An 18,995-nucleotide genomic window follows, 5' to 3' on the forward strand; every position below is an offset into this window, starting at 1 on the left:
GCGCGTATTATTTTGTCCTACGCTGTGACGGTCGGGCTCGGATTTATTTTGCGGCCGGGCCTCCGGGTGTTCCAGGTTTTTTCCCGACCACATCGCGTGGGCCGCGAACCGTGAATACCCATGCTTTGAGTTGCCGTTCGAATTGCTCCATCGGCAGCGGACCCATCGAAAGCACTTGGTCGTGAAATGCTTTCAGATCGAACTTCCCGTCCGGCGTGAGCTCGCTTCGCGTATAGTCGAGCATTTCGCGAATGCGCATCTCGCCCATCTTGTATGCGAGAGCCTGCCCAGGATCGGCGATGTAGCGATCTACTTCGACTTCGATGTCGTGACTTGCCTTCGGGACATTCTTCGTGAAATACTCGATCGCTTGTTCGCGGGTCCACCCCTTCCAGTGAATACCGACATCGACCACGAGCCGGATCGCTCGCCACATTTCATAGCTCAACTGCCCCATCCGATCCGCTGGTGTGGTGTAGAAGCCAAGCTGATCGCCGAGACTCTCGGCATAGAGCGCCCAGCCTTCGACGTATGCCGTGTAATCGAGATACTTACGCAGATCGGGCAATGTATGCTGTTCGTCGCTGTATGATAACTGCAAGTGATGGCCCGGAACGGCTTCATGGAGAGACAATGGCTGCATCTCCCACTTCGGTCGCGACGAGAGATCGTACGTATTCACCCGATACACACCCGGGCGATGCGCAGCCGCAGAACCGGGCTCGTAATACGCTGTCGTTGCTTCCTTCGCCGCATAGGCAGGAACGGGTAGCACGACAAGCGGCGACGACGGAATGTGCGAGAAGATCGTCGGCAGCCCCTTCTGTGCTTTTTCGACGATCTCACGATACCCTGCGACGAGGCTTGCGGAATCGGTATAGAAGAATTGTTTGTCGTGGCGCAGAAAATCGAAATACGCGGTAAGATCGCCGCTAAACCCGGCAGCCTGACGCACCGAATCCATTTCTTTGCGGATCCGCTCGACCTCTTTCGTGCCCATCTCGAAAATCACGTCGGGGACATAGTTCGTCGTCGTATGGTGTGCTGCTTTCCATTTATACCATTCGGGCCCCTTCGGCAGATCGCGCATCCCGATCGTCTCGCGGCAGTGCGGGATGTACGTCTTCACCATAAAATCTCTAAACTTCTCGAATGCCGGTACGATCTGCGATGCGTAGATCTGTTGCGCCTGGCGATTGAGTTCGTCGCGATCAGCAATAGCGATTGCCGTCGGTAGTTCGACAAAACGCGCAAGCAGCGGCGAGTTCAACGGCTCGGTCGGGATGAGGGCCGCGATTTGATCGGGCACGCCGCGCATAATGATCTTCGGCTGCACGATGTGTTGGTCGATGCCACGTTGCAGCATCGCGATGGTCTGATCGATCAGCTTCGGCAGCGCTCGCAGACGCGCGAGAATGTCATTGTAGTCTTCGAGTGTCGCATGTGGCTGCCGATCGAGCGTGCCGACGGCGTCGATCTGCGGACCCGATTGCTGCGAGACGAGCAGGTAATCGTCATGAAACGCGTAGCCTGCGAGACGGTCGATCGCCCAGGATTGGATCGCCTTAAAATCCGACTTTCCTTGTTCGTCGAGATACTGCTGCCGGTTGCCCCATCGAAGCTGTGCGAGAAATTCGTTAAGATCTTCGCGTCGGCGGCCGGTCGCTTCCGGTGCGAGTTCGCTCCATCGGTCGTTTTGCCCGGGGTAGCCGACTTCGGTCGCCCACTCCGGAAATTCGTGCATGAGCGACGCCCATTCGCTGTCGAGCAATTCGTAGAGCGTTGGTTTGGGTTCGTTCGGATTGATCGTATGCTGTGCGCGCAGCGACGACGCTGTGGCGGTGAGCATGGTCAAGGCAGCGGCGGCAAGAATCGCAAACTGTAGCCCGCGTGTGGATGTATTGGTCATAATAGATGCGGGGGCGTTGATACGGCGCAAAAATACAACAATCGAAGCAGAATTCCTAACGTGCCTCTCTGCGGCGGAACCGACCGGCGATCTCAGCGAAGAACGCACGCTCGCGTTCGCTGAAAAAACCGAAGGCGAAGAGTCCGCCAATGGCAATGCCGGTGCAGGCAACGCGCACCATGAAGACTGCGGCAGAACCACTAACTGCGCCCACCCCGACAAGAATGCGTTCGGCAACAAACGCAACGCCGACCACCAGCGCGAGCAGTCCGATGCGGCCCCATTCATATTGGATGGGATACGCTCGCTGCGACGGAATATAGATCGCGATTGCCATCGCAATATACGCGGCCAACGTCGCAAGCGCTGCGCCCATGATGCCGAGCGGCGGAATGAGCAATAAATTTACAGCCACATTCACAAGTGCGCCGAGGCCGGTAATAGACGGCAGTGTCTTGTTGCGCTCTTTGATATAGATGCCCGCAATGAAATTCGTGTACATTCCTTGAAAGACGTAGGCGAAGAGCACAACCGGAATGATATTCATCCCGCTCAAATAATCCGCCCGCAACAAGCGTCGGCCAAAGACGGGCGTCGAGAGCACGTACGGAAGAAAGAACGAAAGCAATAAGAACGCGACGAGCGCAATGAGCATGAAGTACGTGAAGATCCGCGAGAACAACAAGCGTGCACGCACATCGTCGGTTTTGTGCTGGCGCATAAAGAACGGCCGCCACGCATACTCGAATAGGCTCACAAACACCATCATGATAAAGCCCATCCGGTAGTTCGCCTGATAAATACCCACCGCGCCAAGCCCAAGATAGAGCTGCACGATCGGCCGGTCGATCACCTGCACCATCATCGCTCCGAGATAGGCCGGGACGTTCGTCAGACCGAAGACGAGCATCGTCCGAAGCGAAGTCGCCTTCGAGTCATGCGACGCAGTGCCACCGCCGCTTCTATACTTCGCGAGGATCGTCGGCACGAGCATCAACACCTGCACCGCCGATGCGACCAGATTCGCCACGAAGATCCCTTCGACTCCTGCATGGAAGCCGAGAATCAGCACAAAATTCAGGATGAGAGTAATGACGATATTCGTAAGCTTGATCGCCGCAAACTTCTTCGCACGATGTTCGAGTCGCAGGTCGGCGAACGGCAGTACCGAGATCGCATCGAGCAGCAGGATGATCGCCGAGTACCGCACGATACGCGTGAGCATCGGCAGCATCGGCGTGATGTCGGTCTTCGGGTCGAAGAATAGCGGCGGCGCAAGTGTCGGAGCAAGAAAGAAAAACCCGATCGAGAGCAAGGCTCCGACGGCGACGATGGTATTGAACGAACCGCTGAAGAGGCGCGTCTGCCGCATGCCGTCGGCCGCTTCGTGTTCGCCGCGCGATGCATAGCGGAAGTACGCTCCTTCGAGCCCGAGCGGATACACGACGTTCAGGAATGCGATCCAGGTATAGAGCACACTCGAGATGCCGTACTCGCTCGTCGAATGCAGGACGTTCACATAGAACGGAACGAGCAGAAAATTGAGGAATCGGCCGATCACGGTACTCGTCCCGTAAATCAGCGTCTCTTTGGAAAGCGCGGCGAGTTCTTTACGCATGTTCGGCAAAAATACGCGTAATTACCGATTGCATCGTATCTTCGTGATGGTGACTCGTTCGTACTGACATGCTATCTCCGGCAACACATCGCGCAGCATTTCGTTCGTGTAGGTCGGTCGTACTGACCGCGATCCTGGTGTTCGTCGGCCCATTCGTTTCGTTCGCACAGTCTATTTATCTCTCCGACTCCTTCCCGGGTGGTGTCACCGCCGGCGGATATGCACCGGACAACGACGGTTCGGGATCGGGCCAGATCATGCTCCATTTCCCCGCCGGTGCACAGGTCGTCAAAGCGATTCTCTTTGCCGGGAATTTCGATACGCCGGCAATACTTCCGCTGATGCTTAACGGCCACCCAATCCGCTTGGACCCTGCGACCCAAATGACGCTGGGACATTGGTCGAGTTACGGCGATCCTGCCAGCACACATGCTGTCGATGTAACATCGTTGATCGACCCGGCTCAACAAACCCAAACGCTCGACGTTCCGCCGCAGCCTCCGACATCGCATCGATATGTGGACTTTTGGCTCGTCGTCGAATACACGTTCGCTGGCGCGACACAAACGCGCGTCACCGTTGTGCTCGATACGCAAGACTTTGCTTCGTCGCTCAACTTCAGAATTCCGATCGCCCGCCATGCTGTTAGTCGCCGGCCGCTTGGCTTCGGTGCGTATGTAGGATATGTATGCAATTCCAATTCGGATGGCGAAATCGTCAATGCCAACAACGCTCGTCTCGGTGTTGTCGGCGGGCACGAAGCGAATTCGGGTAACTGCGCGGGCCCGATGCCGCACTTCTACTATGAGCGCGGTACGCTCGTCGGGCTTGGCGAGTGTGGCGCCGATCAAGCGATGGATACGACCGATGTGCTCAGCGATATCCGGGGGCTCGTCCGCCCGAGCGATCAGACCGTCACGGTTACGCTCGATCACATCTCGAGCGCGACGCCGAATGACAACAGTGTATGGGGCCTCGTCGTCGTCGATGGCGACACGATCTGCACGAATCCGACGATCTCACTCTCGCCAACATTCGCCACGGCGAAACCAGGCTATGCGATCGACTATGCGCTGATGGCAAGTTCTCCGCTCGTCGACATCGCTGCGCTTGATGTCGATATCGAGTTGATCGGCGACAACCTCGAGCTCAATAGCATCGAATCCGCAAATACGGTGACGTTCGACCGGTGGTTGCAACCGACGCATCTCTCGTTGCACGGCGCTCCGTATCTCGTCACTCCCAACGATACACTTGCGCTCTTGCACTTCGATGTCAGTGTAGGACGCGACACACTTACGAGACTTCATTTATCGCACCTGCAGATCGACGAAATCGACGAGTCGCTTGTTCCCTGCGGCGCCTCGCTGCCGTCCGCAACGACACCCGACCCGACGTTTATCATGACGGATACTTGCAGCTCCGCCGAGATCCGCCAGTACCTTCGAACGGGAAGGGTGATCGTCGTTTCGAAGATCGTACCGAATCCCGTGTCGAATAGCGCAGTGCTCGAAGTGCAGGCACGTGCCGAGTGCGATGCGTCAATAGAAATTGTCGATGTATTGGGAAACACAGTAGCTCGGCAATCCAGCCATCTGCATCAGGGTACGAACGACCTCACACTCGACCTTGGCAACATAGCATCCGGCTTCTATCAAATCGTACTGCGTACTCCCGCAGAGAATACACGAACCCCGCTCGTAAAAATCGACTGACACGCGACAGACTTCGCGCAGTGTATTTTTGATCCGGTATATTGCTGCATTGATGAATGTGTTCTATGGATATCTCGGCGCATCGATCGTCGCTGCAGTTGCGTGGCGACTGCGGGCATTGTCACCAAGCGGCGCAGTTGCGGCTGTTGTTGTTGGCGGGACGATCTTCGCATTCGGGGATCTCTCGGCAACCACCATCCTGCTCGCCTTCTTTCTCAGCGGCTCGCTGCTGTCGCGTCTGAACGAACGTCATGCCGGTGCGCGCGACTGGAAACAAGTGCTCGCGAATGGTCTTGTGCCGACACTCGCGATCATGTTGCTTGCCGCGCGACACGATCTTCGCCCGGAGGCGACACTCCTGTTTCTCGGTTCGCTCGCTACTGCAACCGCCGATACGTGGGCGACGGAGTTCGGGAAACGCTTCGGCACGAATGTGTACGATTGTCTTTCGTGGCAGCCGATGACACCGGGACTCTCCGGCGGCATATCGCTGGTCGGCACACTCGCAAGCGTCGCAGGCGCAACGGTGATCGCCGCGCTCTCGCTCGTCCCGTATCCGAACGATGTCGGTCTGTGCGGGTTGGTCTTTGTGAAACCAATGCTTGTCGTCCCGACCGCAGGAGTATGCGGTGCGCTTATCGACAGCATTATCGGTTCGGCGCTGCAGGTCAAATACAAGACAAGCGACGGCACCATTATCGAAGAGCGGCGTGCGGACTCCGAACATCTCCGCGGCCTGCGCTGGCTCGGCAACAACGCAACGAACCTGATCTCGACATTCATCGGCGGCATCGTCGCTGTCGGCATCGCGGAGTGGTTTTGATGAAATAAAAAAGGACGGACAATGCGTCCGTCCTTCCGTGCTCGACCGGTGATCGTGAACAATCAGTAGTTGATTTCCATAGGATGCGTCAGCTCGACGCCACCGAAGGAGTGGCCGTTGGTAAAGAGGTCGCGCTCGCCGAGGTTCGTGCCGGCGAACCATTGACGACGGTTGAACTCGTCGCGGTTCTTGTTGCAGACGATCTGGAAGCACGTCGAATTTCCCTGCTTCGCAATATCGACCGACCAGCCGAGGAAGATCTCCCAGCACCGGAACCACCACTGGCCATACTTCGCGAGGATCTCTTCCTTGTGCGACTGCCAGTTGTAATACCACAATTGGATCGTCTGCGAGTAATGAATACCGATGTTCTCGACCGAGTGAATCTCGAAACCGGCCTTCTCCAAACGCTTCACGACGAATGATAGCGGCATAGACGCATCTGCGCCCGGGAAGATATACTGCGCCATAAAGCCACCCCAGATGAGCGACTCCTGATGATACCCGGCTCGCAAGCCCGCGATCTGCAAATAGAACAATCCGTCATCTTCGAGCAAACCGGCGATCTGCTTCATGAACTTGGTGAAGTGCTTGACGCCGACATGCTCTGCCATTTCGAGGCAGGTAATCTTATTGTACTTTGCATCGGGGATGCTGCGATAATCCATACGATGAACGCGGGCTTTGTCCTTGACGCCCCAGCGTTCGATTTGTGCGTTCGCATAATCCGCGCCCGCCTGTGCGATCGTGATGCCGGTCGAATCGGTCCCGTAGTATTTCGCCGAATGCGCGACGAGCGTCCCCCAGCCGCAGCCGATATCAAGGTGCTTCTCACCTGCTTTCATTTTAATTTTTTGGCAGACGAGATTCATCTTTTGGTCTTGCGCCGTTTCAAGATCTTCTTTTCCCGTCTTGAAAAACGCGGAGGTATAGATCATGCGATCGCCCAGGAATCCGCCGAAGAAATCGTTGCCGCGATCATAATGGTCGCGAATGACTTTCTCATCTTGTGCCGCAGAATGGATCGTCACCTGCGGGATGAACTGCGAGAATAAAAATTTCAGGTGGTGCGCGACGTACTGATAATTAAAATACTGCCGTCGGTTCTGCAAGAGCTTCTGCACATCGCATGTCAGATCGACTCGGCCGTTCATATAATCTTCGATGAACGTGGTGATGGGTACGGTGCGTCCGTTGCGGTAGCGATCTTCGACCTTCGGGTCACGGGGGATTACAATGTCCCGAATGTTCTTCGAAAGCGGCGTTTCTGAGGTCATATATCGTGGATGATGGGTGAAAATATACGTAGGTGATGGAGTACCGAAGTACCCTGGGTGCGTGGTGGTCGAACGAAGGTACGCACGGAATGCGCTGTACGGGTGAAAACGCCGATTTTGTGCCCGGAGCGATTCGCGAATGCCATGCTGCGTGAATTCACATTCATCTTGTCACGGGGGTTGCATTCCGGTCGTTGAACGCATATATTTGTTCACACTCATTCATTCACGTACCACTATGACACACACACGCAATACCCGTATGACGTTCGCGACGCTGCTCGCGCTGGCGATCGTCCTGTTCGCTTCGAACACATTCGCAGCGCTCAACGCATACCTGCAACTCAAAGGCACGAAGAGCGGCAAAATATATAAGAGCTCGCTCGATGCCAGCGGCAAGTTCTCGTTCTCGAATGTCGAGCCGGGGACATACAGCCTCATCTTTGTCAGCGAGGACGGCAGCAATCCGCCCGCTTCCATCGAGATCCAAAGCTTCTCGTGGGGAGCGACAAACTCCGGTTCGATGTCGTCGGGATCGATGAGCTCGGGCCGCGCAAGCGCATCGGCAACGACATCGAAGAATTCGCCAGTGACCCGCTCGAACATCTCGAATAACCGAGTAAGCTGCCCGAGCGGCGTAACCGTCTCGACCGGCGACCTCGACGGCGACGGCATCCCGGACGTGATTACCTCGCCCGTGACGATCAGCATCAGCAATGCCGACGGTTCACGAGGACAAGTATTCTCGAAGGTCGTGCTTCAGGATATCACCGTCTCGAGTGCCTGCTCCCCCTCCGGTGCCTGCAAAGGAAACTGGAATTTGAAAGAGAATGTGAAGTAGTCGAGAATTGTCAATTGCCCCGTATCCAATGGTTGGAGCGGGGCAATTTCCCTCCACCCTTGTCCGCGTCCCCGTCCGTCCCCGCAACTCTTCATCCACTGATGTGTTTCACTGACTGTTGGGCAACTATGCTATCAAATGAAGGGTCACGCAATCTACAGATCCATCCGAGCATCTTCACGAGTCGTATGCTTGATGCTCTTATTCTTGACGGCTTGTTCTACTGAACCGGAGCTCAATCCCGTTCCACTCCCGGGTCTCGAACTTGGTGACTCAGTTCGTTTGGGCACGGCTGAGATCGGGCCTGGCGGCGGAACACTTGCCGATGATCTCGGTATTGGTCCAACGGTAACGGTACCTGCAAGTGCGTTTACAACGAGTCGGACTTGCACGCTTAGCCAAGCCTTGATCAAATCACAAACCTTTGGGGAGAACATCTACCCGGAAACGCCGCTGTATCGTCTCGATATCGGTACTGATTATCCCGCACGCAATATTGTGGTTCGCATCGCAGTGAAGATGAAGTCCGACCGATTCTATATGCCGTTCTATTTTGATGCGGTAACGCATCAGTTGGACGCGATTCCCATCTCGACCATCGACAATCAAAGCATCACGTTCGTCATCCGACACTCCGGTTCGATCTTCGTCAGTTCAATCGCTCGTACAGCACTGAAGGGAAAGATCACATCTGCTTTTGATGTGGCACACGATGCATGGAACATTCCGAATGTGGGCACTTCTGCCTTCCCCAATGGGCTTGCCAGCGGCCTTTCGCTCGGCGCGCTCTGGTATTATTGTAGCAAGTGGATAACCACCGGAACATCCCTTGGGAGTGCATTCCAGGAACCGACGTACTCGAACGATACCCTTTGGATGGCGCACCCACGGAGTTTTCGCGCAGTGAACGCGATTGAATCGGCGTGTGCTTGGACGACAACGGCTACCAACCTGATCGAACATCTGACTGGCGGTGACAACACGCTTACTCGAAATGAGTTAGCCTATGCCTTACTTGCCACTCACAAACCACAGGCACTGTGCCTTACCAATCGTCTAATCACGGCGAGGGTCCCGATCGTCGTTACGGGCCTGAACGAGAATCTCGCCACCGTATACGACCCCTGCTATCCTGGTGCAACGGATCGCTCTATCGACGTGTCCGCAAAAGCAACGCAGGCTTATAGCACATCGTACACCGTTTCAAACTTAATACAGTCAGACGAGCACGAATTTCCCTTTATTAGTTATATCGGTGGCTATGCGATCCTGGATTATGCTACAATCGCAGCAGGATATTCAGCATCCGTCACCGGTGTTCCGCAAGACCTCTTTTCGGGCGTGCGGGCAGATCATGGTGTGATACGAACGGGAGACACCCTCCAGTGTATTGACCCCGCCATCCGGTTGGACTTCTCGGGCCGAACGAAGACGAGCATCTCGATTTATCTCAATGGCGCATTCCGGTCCTACTCGACAGGCGATGTAATCCCTATCAAGCGCGGAGAAAATGTGGTTGGGATTTATATGGATTCTGCGTCGCCATACGTGAACAAACGTACATGGGTTGGTTGGCAATGGCTGCACGCATCATTTGAACCGTTGCTTATTACGATGAAGCCGACAAATCCGGTCTCTCACACCCGGGAGTACTTTGGAATTGTTTCTCCCTTGTACCAACAATCCGGAGTCACGTTCGAGTGGAATTTTGGCGATGGGACCACTGAGCAGCGCGCATACCCGAACGACACGATCTCACATGTGTACGACCACGAAGGAAGCTACCCTCTCACGATACACATCAGACCGAGCGCCGGCACGGTTCCGCAGGACTCCTTCTCACAAACGATAATTGTCAGTGCACCCGCTGTAGCCATCATACCATTGGATTCGACGTTGCCGTTCGTCGGAACGCCACAGGCGTTCGTCGTACAGGTATCTCCGAAACCCGAACAGCGGTTCAGGATTCGCTGGACGGTGGTGGGAGTCGGCGCAAACCAAGTGTTAGCGGATACAGCGTGGTGGGTTCATACATTTGCGAGCGCAGGCATGTACACGTTGCGAGCGGATCTACTCGATAGCAAAGACATCGTGTTTGCCTCTACAACGCGCACCATCCAAATTTCTCCGGCATTAAGCCCGCCAACAATCGCCGAACTTCAATCCAAGAGGAATCTCCTGGTCCGATTTACCGGCGATATTCAGTTCGACGGCACCGTACAGTGGTACACGACATTTGTCTACGGAACGGGCAGTAGTCGTGACTCGGCAGCCAATCGGCTACAGTGGGACCAACCGGGGACGACATGCAGTCTGAAGTGGTCGACCTCTTGGAGTTCACACGTCGTTACCGATTCGATCTTCAACTTCTACCATGACGAATCCGACAGCCGATCCCTATCGATTAGCATCCACTTCGCGACCGACTATTCTACCGTCTCGAATTTCGCATGTGCGTCATCTCATGCGTGGAGTGAATACTCCAACAGTGCCATGACCGAGAACTACAATACGAATTCGGATGAGAATGCCTTAGAGGGCAACTCCATCTCGTATCATGGTCGTAATAACGATACAATTGTCTACCGGCGCAGTGGCCCAATGGTAGAGCAACTCTTGTCAAAGATCGAGTATAAGGCATCTCTATACTACAAGCATGGGGCAAGCGGCCACGCCGACTATGTGAAAACGAATTGGTCTAACAGCGCCAAACCGCCGATTGTTGATATTCTCTTCTATTGATTAGGGTTTGACTTCAGAAACGGTTCGGGGCACCGGTTTGGGGTGCCCGACCCGTTCCTGAATATTTCTCACCAGGTGTGCATACTATCAGTGGCTCAATAGAACGTCGGCCAGAGGGTGATCTTCAAGTCCGTCCCGTTCGAGAGGGTGACGACGATCTGTACTAACCCGAATTTGTGATTGGTGATGTATTTGATCTTCGTCACGCCGTTGAGATCGTTCACCGGCGTTTCCTCGGTCGTGTTGGTCTTGATGAGCAGGAAGCCATAGCTAAAATCGTCGGTGGTCGATTTTTGCGTCACGGTGCGGGTGACGGTCGTACCTGACGATGTGGTGAACGTGTACTTATCGCCCACCGAACAGTTGTACTTGATGATAGTGAACGGCTTCGACCAGTCGGAATCCGCCAACCGGTAATCCTGAATCCCTTCCGAGGTCATGCGCACATGGACTTCTGTATTCAAGTTGCCTGCCGTGTCGAGCCTGCTGGCCGGAAGGATCGAACGCAACGCGGGGTACGCCGACAGATCGGCCCAGACACGGACCGTCACAAAGCCGTTCTGATTCTTCGTGATATACATCGTATCGCGCAGCGCTACGTACGAACTTCCGAGATAGACAGTTGGTGAAAAGTCATTGCCAACGGTATTGAGCGGAATGTTCGTATCGCCGCCGAGGTCGTTCGGCCCTTCGGTCGAGCTTTGGCTGCATGCCACGAGGGTCATGGCTGCAAGCATGAGGAGCAAGGTTCGGATCTTCATATATCCTCCGTAAGACATTTGTTTACGCCTGCGAAGCTTTTGTTACGGCCACCGGTACGCTCTTCTTCGTGGCAGTCGCCGGAAGTGCGCTGATAATCAACCACTTCCGATGTTCAATCGGCCCCATTGGGCCTAACTACTCGCTATTCTTGCAATTAGAATGCCAAACAGAGATGCGGCGTTGACGTATCTTTGTCCTTGGCAGCATGGCCGATATTTTCATCTCATACTCACGCAACGATTCGGAACAGGCCCTTGCCTTGGTCGATCGATTGCGCGCACATGGAATGACCGTCTGGATCGACCAGCACGGACTCGAAGCCGCGACGTCGTGGAGCAAGGAGATCGCGAACGCGCTGCAACAGTGCGATGTGATGCTCCTGCTGCTCTCCTCGACGGCAGTGAGTTCGGTGAATGTCGCAAAAGAACTCTCTGCCGCATCCCAGCTCCATAAACGCATCGTCCCTGTCCAGCTCGAGCGTGTCGAACTGCAAGGCGAATTCCTCTACCATCTATCGGGGCTGCAGCGCGCGAAATACGACGACTTCGATTCGATCCTGCGGGCGGTGGCCAAAACAGATCAGGAAGTCTCACCCAATACAACGAACTCGACCGAGCAAGCCCCGCCTCGTGCCCGAAAGACACGGCTTCGGGCTATCGTTGCTGCTTCGATCATTCTGGTGCTCGGCGCCGTAGGCTACTTCGCGTTCCGCCCGAGTTCATCCGGCAGTACGGCGAGCACGGTCAAGACGCTGTTGGTTCTGCCGTTCGAGAGTCTGAGCGCCGACAAAGAGAACGAGTACTTCGCCGATGGCATGACGGCCACGCTAATCGATATGCTTGTCCCCGTGACCGACCTGCAGGTGGCCGACCGCAGCACGTCCATGGAATTCAAATCGTCGAAGCGGGACGTCAAAGAAATCTCAAAACTGGTCGGATGCCGCTATATCGTCAACGGCACCGTGCAGCGTGAGGCCGACCGCATTTTGATCAATGCCCAAATGTCCGATGCCGAAACGGGATCGGTGCTCTTCAGCAAGTCCTTCTTTGGCTCATCACGCGATCTGTTCCAGTTGCAGCAACAGATCGCGCAAAACATTGTCGTAGAACTCCAACTGTCGCTTTCTACCGATTCGGTGTATGTGCCGCTGGGCGGGAAGCCCGCCAGTCCGGAAGCCTGGGACCTGTGCATGAGAGCTGACTACGAAGAGAGCCACAACCGCATCGATTCCTCGATCGCATTGTACGTACGTGCTACACAGTTTTCCCCATACTACGCACATCCGTATCTCCAGGCCGCGCGTGAATATGGCAACAAGTACATGGGCGACACCACCGCCACGCGGTCATTGGTGCTGGCAGACTCGTTTCTGGCGATCGGACGCAAACTTGATACCGCCCAACTATATTCGCATTTTGTTGGCAGTTGGATCGCAACGGTTCATCATGATTACGACCGAGCGATCTCCGAAGCGACCGCGTATCTGAAGAAGCAGCCCAGGCGCTCAGGCGGCTATTATCTGTTGGCTCTGGCATACGCTACTTCAAAACAATACGGCCTTGCTGCCGACAATTTCCTCGAGTCACTGAAGCGGGATCCGACTGCGCCGCAAGACCGGTTCATGGTACTCTACTGTCTGTGGTTTGCGCATGATACCGTGCGATTGCATCAACAAGCGGCAGCGTCTATCCCGATCTTCGAAGCATGGCTCAAGTGGCACCCGGACGACAAATCCGTCAGCAACAATAGCATCCCGCTGGCATTGGTATGGTCCGGCCGAGGCGATGAAGCCTGCAAGCGGATGGAAGATCTGCTCAGGACCCCGAACGTCGACTCGCAGTACGTCCTGAATACCGCAGCGATCAGCGCCCTCAGTGGTAAGCTCGACCGAGCGATGGAGATCATGCGGGGCAAGATCGCCCGCTCCGGCGTGCAGAGCGTCGACTTCGAACGCCCCTTCTTCGATAATCTCCGCAACCTCCCGGAATTTCAGTCATGGGTAAAGCAGAAGGAAGCACTACCGAAGAAGCATGGCTGATATTTTCATCTCGTACTCCCGCAACGACTCCGAGCAGGCTCTTGCCTTAGCCGAGCAACTGCGCGCGAACGGATTGGACGTCTGGATCGACCAGCATGGCATCGAAGGGGCAACGAGTTGGAGCAAGGAGATCGCTAATGCGCTACAGGCCTGTCACACCATGCTGCTGTTGCTGTCGCCCACCGCTGTTGCATCGAAGAATGTCGCGAAGGAACTCTCGGTCGCAACACAACTAAATAAGCATATTGTCCCGGTTCAGGTCGTTCGAACGACGCTTGAAGGCGAGTTCCTCTACCATCTCTCTGCGCTGCAACGCGTCAAGATAGCAGACGTAGATGCAATTCTCCGTGCGATCGCCGGCACTGCGCAGGATCGACCGGTGCGTCACGCACCTAAACCGATCGATGAACGGAAGTCGCTGATGATCCTGCCGTTCAAGGATCTCTCTCCGACAGCCGACAACGGCTGGTTCGCCGATGGGATGGTCAGCGAACTCATCGACTCCCTTTCGCATATCAAGTCATTGCGGTTGGTGGACAAACAGACGACGAACGAGTACAAGACCTATCAGGGCCACCTCGCCGACTATGCCCGCGAAATGGGCATCCGATTCTTCGTACAAGGCGACGTCCGGAAGTTCGGCGACCAGATCAAGATCTCGTGCACCTTGCTCGACATCGATACTGCCGATCACTTATGGCAGATCTCCCATAAGGGGACGATGTCCGACATCTTCGACATGCAGGAAGAGCTTGCGAGAAAAGTGGTCGATGGTCTGAAGCTGCATCTGCTCGCATCGGAAGAGAAGAAGCTTTCAAGCCGCGGCACCTCGAATGCCGAAGCGTATGAGATGTACTTGAAGGCCGAGGAATTCTATGACAAAGACACGAAAGTCTCAGTAGAATACGCCATGAAGGCGATCGAACGAAGCCTGGAGTTGGACCCAGATTTCCCGCAAGCGATGCTGCGGCGTGCGATCATTCTTGTTCGTTACCAACACGGATTTGGGGGTAGTGCGGAAATGCTCGATGAAGCCGAAGCCCTATTTGAAAGGGCAAAGAAAAAGCTCTCCCCTTCCGACGATTGGCGTGTTCTCGCCGGTCCGGGTATTCTGGCAATGGCGCGCGGCAATTTTGCATTGGCCGAATCGATCGCTCGTGAGAATGTCTCGATCGATCCGAACGATTATTACAGGCACAATGCACTGGCGTATTGTCTGTTCCTTCAAGGTCGGTACGAAGAGGTGCTCGTCGAACATGAAGCATGTCTTGCGATCGTTCCTGAATCCTACAAATGTGCGCGCCAGATCGTCATGATGGCATGGAATATGGATCGGCCCGACCTCAAAGCTGATTATGCCCGGCGATTCATTCATCTGTTCCGGCGGAGAATGCAGCTCATGCCGAATGACGATGAAGCCTCCGTTCTCTATGGATTGTTACTGTTCTACCTCGGCCGCAGAGACGATGCACTCAGTCATCTCGACACGATCAGTGACGATCATATCACCGACGAATTGTCTTTTCGAATCCTCGCATGCCTTGCGGCACTTCTTGGCAGACCGGAGCGAGCAATCCGGTCGATGCAGTTGAGTGCTGAGATGGATCTGAACGAATGGCACCTGGCCTTGCTTAATAAGTCGGAGCTCGATTCGCTCAGGGACAGAGAAGACTTCCGTCGATTGGCAGAAGCTTGGAAAGCACGGTTGACGTCCAATGGCTGATATTTTTATCTCATACTCGCGCCACGATTCGGAGCAGGCTCTTGGTTTGGTCGCTCACTTGCGCGCGCAGGGTGTGGATGTCTGGATCGACCAGCACGGCATCGAAGGGGCGGCGAGTTGGAGCAAGGAGATCGCCAACGCACTGGAATCCTGCCATACGATGCTCCTGCTGCTTTCGCCGACGGCTGTCACATCGGAGAACGTTGCGAAGGAATTGGCGGCCGCGACGCAGCTCAAGAAACGCATTGTCCCGGTACAGGTCATCCGCACTGCCCTCAGCGGTGAATTTCTCTATCATCTCTCCGGCCTGCAGCGCGTGAAGATCGCGGACGTCGACGGCATTCTGCGTGCGATCAATACGAGTAAGTCGTCGGCCATCCCGATTCAGCCGAAGGCTGTACAACCTGTTGACGAGCGCAAGAGCCTCATGATTCTGCCGTTCAAGGATCTCTCCCCGACCGCCGATAACGGCTGGTTCGCCGACGGCATCGTCAGCGAACTCATCGACTCGCTCTCGCGCGTGAAGTCACTGCGATTGGTAGATAAACAGACAACGAGCGAGTACAAGACCTATCAAGGTCATTTAGCTGATTATGCTCGCGAGATGCGCATTCGCTACTTCCTGCAGGGCGACGTTCGGAAGTTCGGCGATCAGATCAAGATCTCTTGCACGTTGCTCGATATCGACACCGCCGATCACTTATGGCAGATCTCCCACAAAGGGACGATGTCCGATATCTTCGACATGCAGGAAGAACTTGCGAGAAAAGTGGTCGATGGGCTGAAGGTGCACCTGCTCGCATCGGAAGAGAAGAAGCTTGCGAACCGGGGTACGTCGAATGCCGAAGCGTATGAGATGTACTTGAAATCCGCAGAGTTCTTCGGCAAGCACACCAAGGTCGGCACGGAGCATGCGCTCGCCTCGATCAGGCGTGCGCTGGAGCTCGACCCCAACTTTCCACAGGCCATGCTTCGCTGTGCGATCATTCTGATCACATTGCATCAACATTTTGGATGGCCGGCCAACGTTCTGGATGAGGCAGACCGTCTGCTTGAGGCTGCGCGGCTGGTGCTTTCCCCTACCGATGACTGGCGGGTGTTGGGGACACACGCGTTGCGATTGTGGGTATCCGGCGATCCTGATGCAGCCGAAGCATTGATGCGTGAGAACCTTCGCATCGATCCGGCGGACACGGATCGCCTCAACCAGCTCGGAGTCTTCCACTCGGTGCAGCATCGGTTTTCAGAAGCGTTGGTCGAATTCGAAGCAATATTCGCCCTCACCCCAGATTCCTATCGCGCCGCCAGAACGTTGATCGGGACAGCATGGGCACTTCGAGATCGCGACCGCAAAGTGCAGTACGCACACCAGTTTTTCGATCTCGTGGTTGCGCGCATGAGCACCATGCCGGATGATGACGATGCTCGTATCGTCTATGGGCTGTTGCTGGTCTATCAAGGCAGGATCGACGAAGCACGGCAACAGCTCCATGCATTTCCGGACGATCACATCGTCATCGAAGAATCCTACCGCAACCTTGCCGGGCTCGCCGCGATGGTCGGTGAAGGCGACCGCGCCATTCGTCTCTTGCAGACGTTCACCGAGCGGTTCGGGACAACGCTCACTGCTGAGCATCTGCTGTGGTTTAGTGATCAGGAGTTCGAACCCATCAGCGATCGAGAAGAGTTTATTCGCCTCGAAGAAGAGTGGACACGCCGCGTACATTCTAATGGCTGATATTTTCATCTCATACTCACGCAAAGACCTCGACCAAGCGCTTTCGCTTGTCGAACGACTCAAGGCGGCCGGTTTTGATGTCTGGATCGACCGGCACGGGATCGAGGGGGCGAATAGTTGGAGCAAGGAGATCGCCAATGCACTCGAATCGGCCTCGATCTTCTTGTTGCTACTCTCCGAATCTTCCGTCGCATCGCCGAATGTCTCGAAAGAACTCGGCGTCGCGACCCTGCTACAAAAACGGATCGTCCCGCTGCGACTGGACCGTGTCGAACTCCGAGGTGAGTTCTTGTATCACTTGGCGAATCTGCAGTACGTTCGGTTCGAGGAGTTCGATGCGCTCGTGAGCGTTTTGAGTGGCAAGCCGACTCCGCGCGGAGTGACACCCGCAAAGAGCTCGGACGACCGCAAGAGCCTGATGATCCTGCCCTTCGACGACCTCTCGCCTACCGCGGACAACGGCTGGTTCGCCGATGGCATTGTCAGCGAAATGATCAGCGCTCTTTCGAACGTCAAATCATTGGTCGTCACTGACCCGCAGACGACCAAGGACTTCAAACGCTATAAAGGCGCGCTTCCTGCCTATGCGAAGGAGATGTCGATCCGATATTTCGTGCATGGCGATGTGAGGAAGTTCGGGGACAGCATCAAGATCACCGCCCGTCTTCTGGATATTGCGACTGGAGATTACCTGTGGCAAGAGTCCATGAAAGGCACGATGAGCGACATCTTCGAGATCCAGGAGCATGTAGCGAAAAAGGTGCTTGATGGACTGGCGGCGATCCTTTCGACCGAAGAGACATCGACACTTTCCACGCACGGAACCAAGAACACCGACGCCTATGAACTATTCTTGAAGGCCTGCGAGTACTATGCACGAAACACGCTGGAAGGATTTCGACTTACTGCTCAGCTCTGCGACGAAGCGATCCGCCTTGAGCCCGAATATGTTCAGCCGATCAATTACAAGGCGCTCGCACTACTAGCGATCTATCGGCATTACGAACGAGACCCTCGGCTGTTGGGCGAAGCGGAGCGACTCTGTCAGGAGGCACTGCGGCTCAACGCTGGTTTTCGCCAAGCATACTTCCCTTTGTCGCAGATACAGTTGTATCGTGGCAAGATCGCTCAAGCAGAGGAGACCGCAATCGAATACATCAGGAAGGCGCCTGATGACTTTCACAGCCATTTCACGCTCGCTTTCGTCTACGGTCAAAGCAACAACTACTCCAGAGCGATCCCGCTCATGGAAGAAGCGATTCGTCTGCGGCCCGGCGATCTTGTCTTGTTGTGGAACCTTGTGGTGGTGTGCGACAGTGCAGGCGCGAAAGAGAAATGCGCTCAGTGGGCTGAAGAAGCACTTCCGTACTTCGAACGCTATACTAAGCTGCATCCCGATCATGAAGACAAACGTCTCATTCATGCGGCGCTTCTGCAGATGAGCGGAAGAACGGATGCCGCCCATGCTGCCGCGACAAGGCTCAAGGCCTCTCGAGATGCGGTGACTCTCTACAATACTGCCTGTCTCTTTGGGAAGGTCGATGACAAGAACGAAGCACTCGCGACACTCAAAATGTCTATCGAGACAGGGATGAAGGACGTCGATGCACTAAAGCACTTTCTTGCCGATACTGATCAGGGGGTCGCGTCACTCTCGGGGACCCCGCAATTCGAAGAGGTGCTACGTTTGATTGAATCGCTAGAAGGCGAAACCGATCCAAGAACGCATGGCTGATATGTTCATCTCGTACTCACACAAAGACCTTGAGCAGGAAATGTCGCTTGTCGAGCGATTCATTTCACCAGACG

General features: G+C 55.1%; 12 protein-coding genes. 8 read left to right on the forward strand and 4 right to left on the reverse strand.

The features are described 5' to 3' along the window. Nucleotides 1–43: 43 nt before the first annotated feature. Nucleotides 44–1,909 carry a DUF885 domain-containing protein gene (locus tag JSS75_08910; protein ID MBS1903809.1) on the reverse strand — a complete coding sequence of 622 codons (1,866 nt, stop codon included), beginning with the start codon at nucleotides 1,907–1,909 and terminating at the stop codon, nucleotides 44–46. A gap of 55 nt (nucleotides 1,910–1,964) precedes the next feature. After that, nucleotides 1,965–3,527, reverse strand: a complete 1,563-nt coding sequence (locus tag JSS75_08915; protein ID MBS1903810.1) for a polysaccharide biosynthesis protein — start codon at nucleotides 3,525–3,527, stop codon at nucleotides 1,965–1,967. A 68-nt stretch (nucleotides 3,528–3,595) separates the two neighbouring features. Here JSS75_08915 and JSS75_08920 point away from each other — a divergent pair, with 68 nt between their 5' ends. Further along, nucleotides 3,596–5,242 (forward strand): T9SS type A sorting domain-containing protein, encoded by a 1,647-nt coding sequence (locus JSS75_08920; protein ID MBS1903811.1) that lies wholly within the window; start codon nucleotides 3,596–3,598, stop codon nucleotides 5,240–5,242. 28 nt (nucleotides 5,243–5,270) lie between these two features. Continuing rightward, entirely contained in the window at nucleotides 5,271–6,065 is a 795-nt protein-coding gene (locus JSS75_08925; GenBank protein MBS1903812.1) for a DUF92 domain-containing protein, read from the forward strand. Nucleotides 6,066–6,127: 62 nt separating this feature from the next. On the opposite strand, the gene JSS75_08930 is transcribed toward JSS75_08925, so the two are convergent. Further along, nucleotides 6,128–7,219 carry a class I SAM-dependent methyltransferase gene (locus JSS75_08930; GenBank protein MBS1903813.1) on the reverse strand — a complete coding sequence of 364 codons (1,092 nt, stop codon included), beginning with the start codon at nucleotides 7,217–7,219 and terminating at the stop codon, nucleotides 6,128–6,130. Nucleotides 7,220–7,580: 361 nt separating this feature from the next. Here JSS75_08930 and JSS75_08935 point away from each other — a divergent pair, with 361 nt between their 5' ends. Further along, complete coding sequence (locus JSS75_08935) at nucleotides 7,581–8,183, forward strand: FG-GAP repeat protein (GenBank protein MBS1903814.1); 603 nt, start codon at nucleotides 7,581–7,583, stop codon at nucleotides 8,181–8,183. Nucleotides 8,184–8,588: 405 nt separating this feature from the next. Beyond that, nucleotides 8,589–10,925 (forward strand): PKD domain-containing protein, encoded by a 2,337-nt coding sequence (locus tag JSS75_08940; GenBank protein ID MBS1903815.1) that lies wholly within the window; start codon nucleotides 8,589–8,591, stop codon nucleotides 10,923–10,925. 95 nt (nucleotides 10,926–11,020) lie between these two features. On the opposite strand, the gene JSS75_08945 is transcribed toward JSS75_08940, so the two are convergent. After that, on the reverse strand, nucleotides 11,021–11,686 hold the full coding sequence (locus JSS75_08945; protein ID MBS1903816.1) for a hypothetical protein: 666 nt from the start codon (nucleotides 11,684–11,686) through the stop codon (nucleotides 11,021–11,023). A 206-nt stretch (nucleotides 11,687–11,892) separates the two neighbouring features. On the opposite strand from JSS75_08945, the gene JSS75_08950 reads away from it, so the two are divergent. From JSS75_08950 to JSS75_08965, 4 genes are read left to right on the forward strand one after another with little or no spacing between them, the layout of a single operon-like run. Further along, nucleotides 11,893–13,725 (forward strand): TIR domain-containing protein, encoded by a 1,833-nt coding sequence (locus tag JSS75_08950; protein ID MBS1903817.1) that lies wholly within the window; start codon nucleotides 11,893–11,895, stop codon nucleotides 13,723–13,725. Then, on the forward strand, nucleotides 13,718–15,448 hold the full coding sequence (locus JSS75_08955; protein ID MBS1903818.1) for a TIR domain-containing protein: 1,731 nt from the start codon (nucleotides 13,718–13,720) through the stop codon (nucleotides 15,446–15,448). The genes JSS75_08950 and JSS75_08955 overlap by 8 nt, the downstream gene beginning before the upstream one ends. After that, entirely contained in the window at nucleotides 15,441–17,186 is a 1,746-nt protein-coding gene (locus tag JSS75_08960) for a TIR domain-containing protein (protein MBS1903819.1), read from the forward strand. The genes JSS75_08955 and JSS75_08960 overlap by 8 nt, the downstream gene beginning before the upstream one ends. After that, on the forward strand, nucleotides 17,179–18,921 hold the full coding sequence (locus tag JSS75_08965) for a TIR domain-containing protein (GenBank protein ID MBS1903820.1): 1,743 nt from the start codon (nucleotides 17,179–17,181) through the stop codon (nucleotides 18,919–18,921). Before JSS75_08960 ends, JSS75_08965 begins: the two co-directional genes overlap by 8 nt. The last annotated feature ends 74 nt before the right edge of the window (nucleotides 18,922–18,995 follow it).

The organism is Bacteroidota bacterium, assembly GCA_018266755.1.
Taxonomy (GTDB): Bacteria; Bacteroidota; Ignavibacteria; order Palsa-1295; family Palsa-1295; genus JAFDZW01.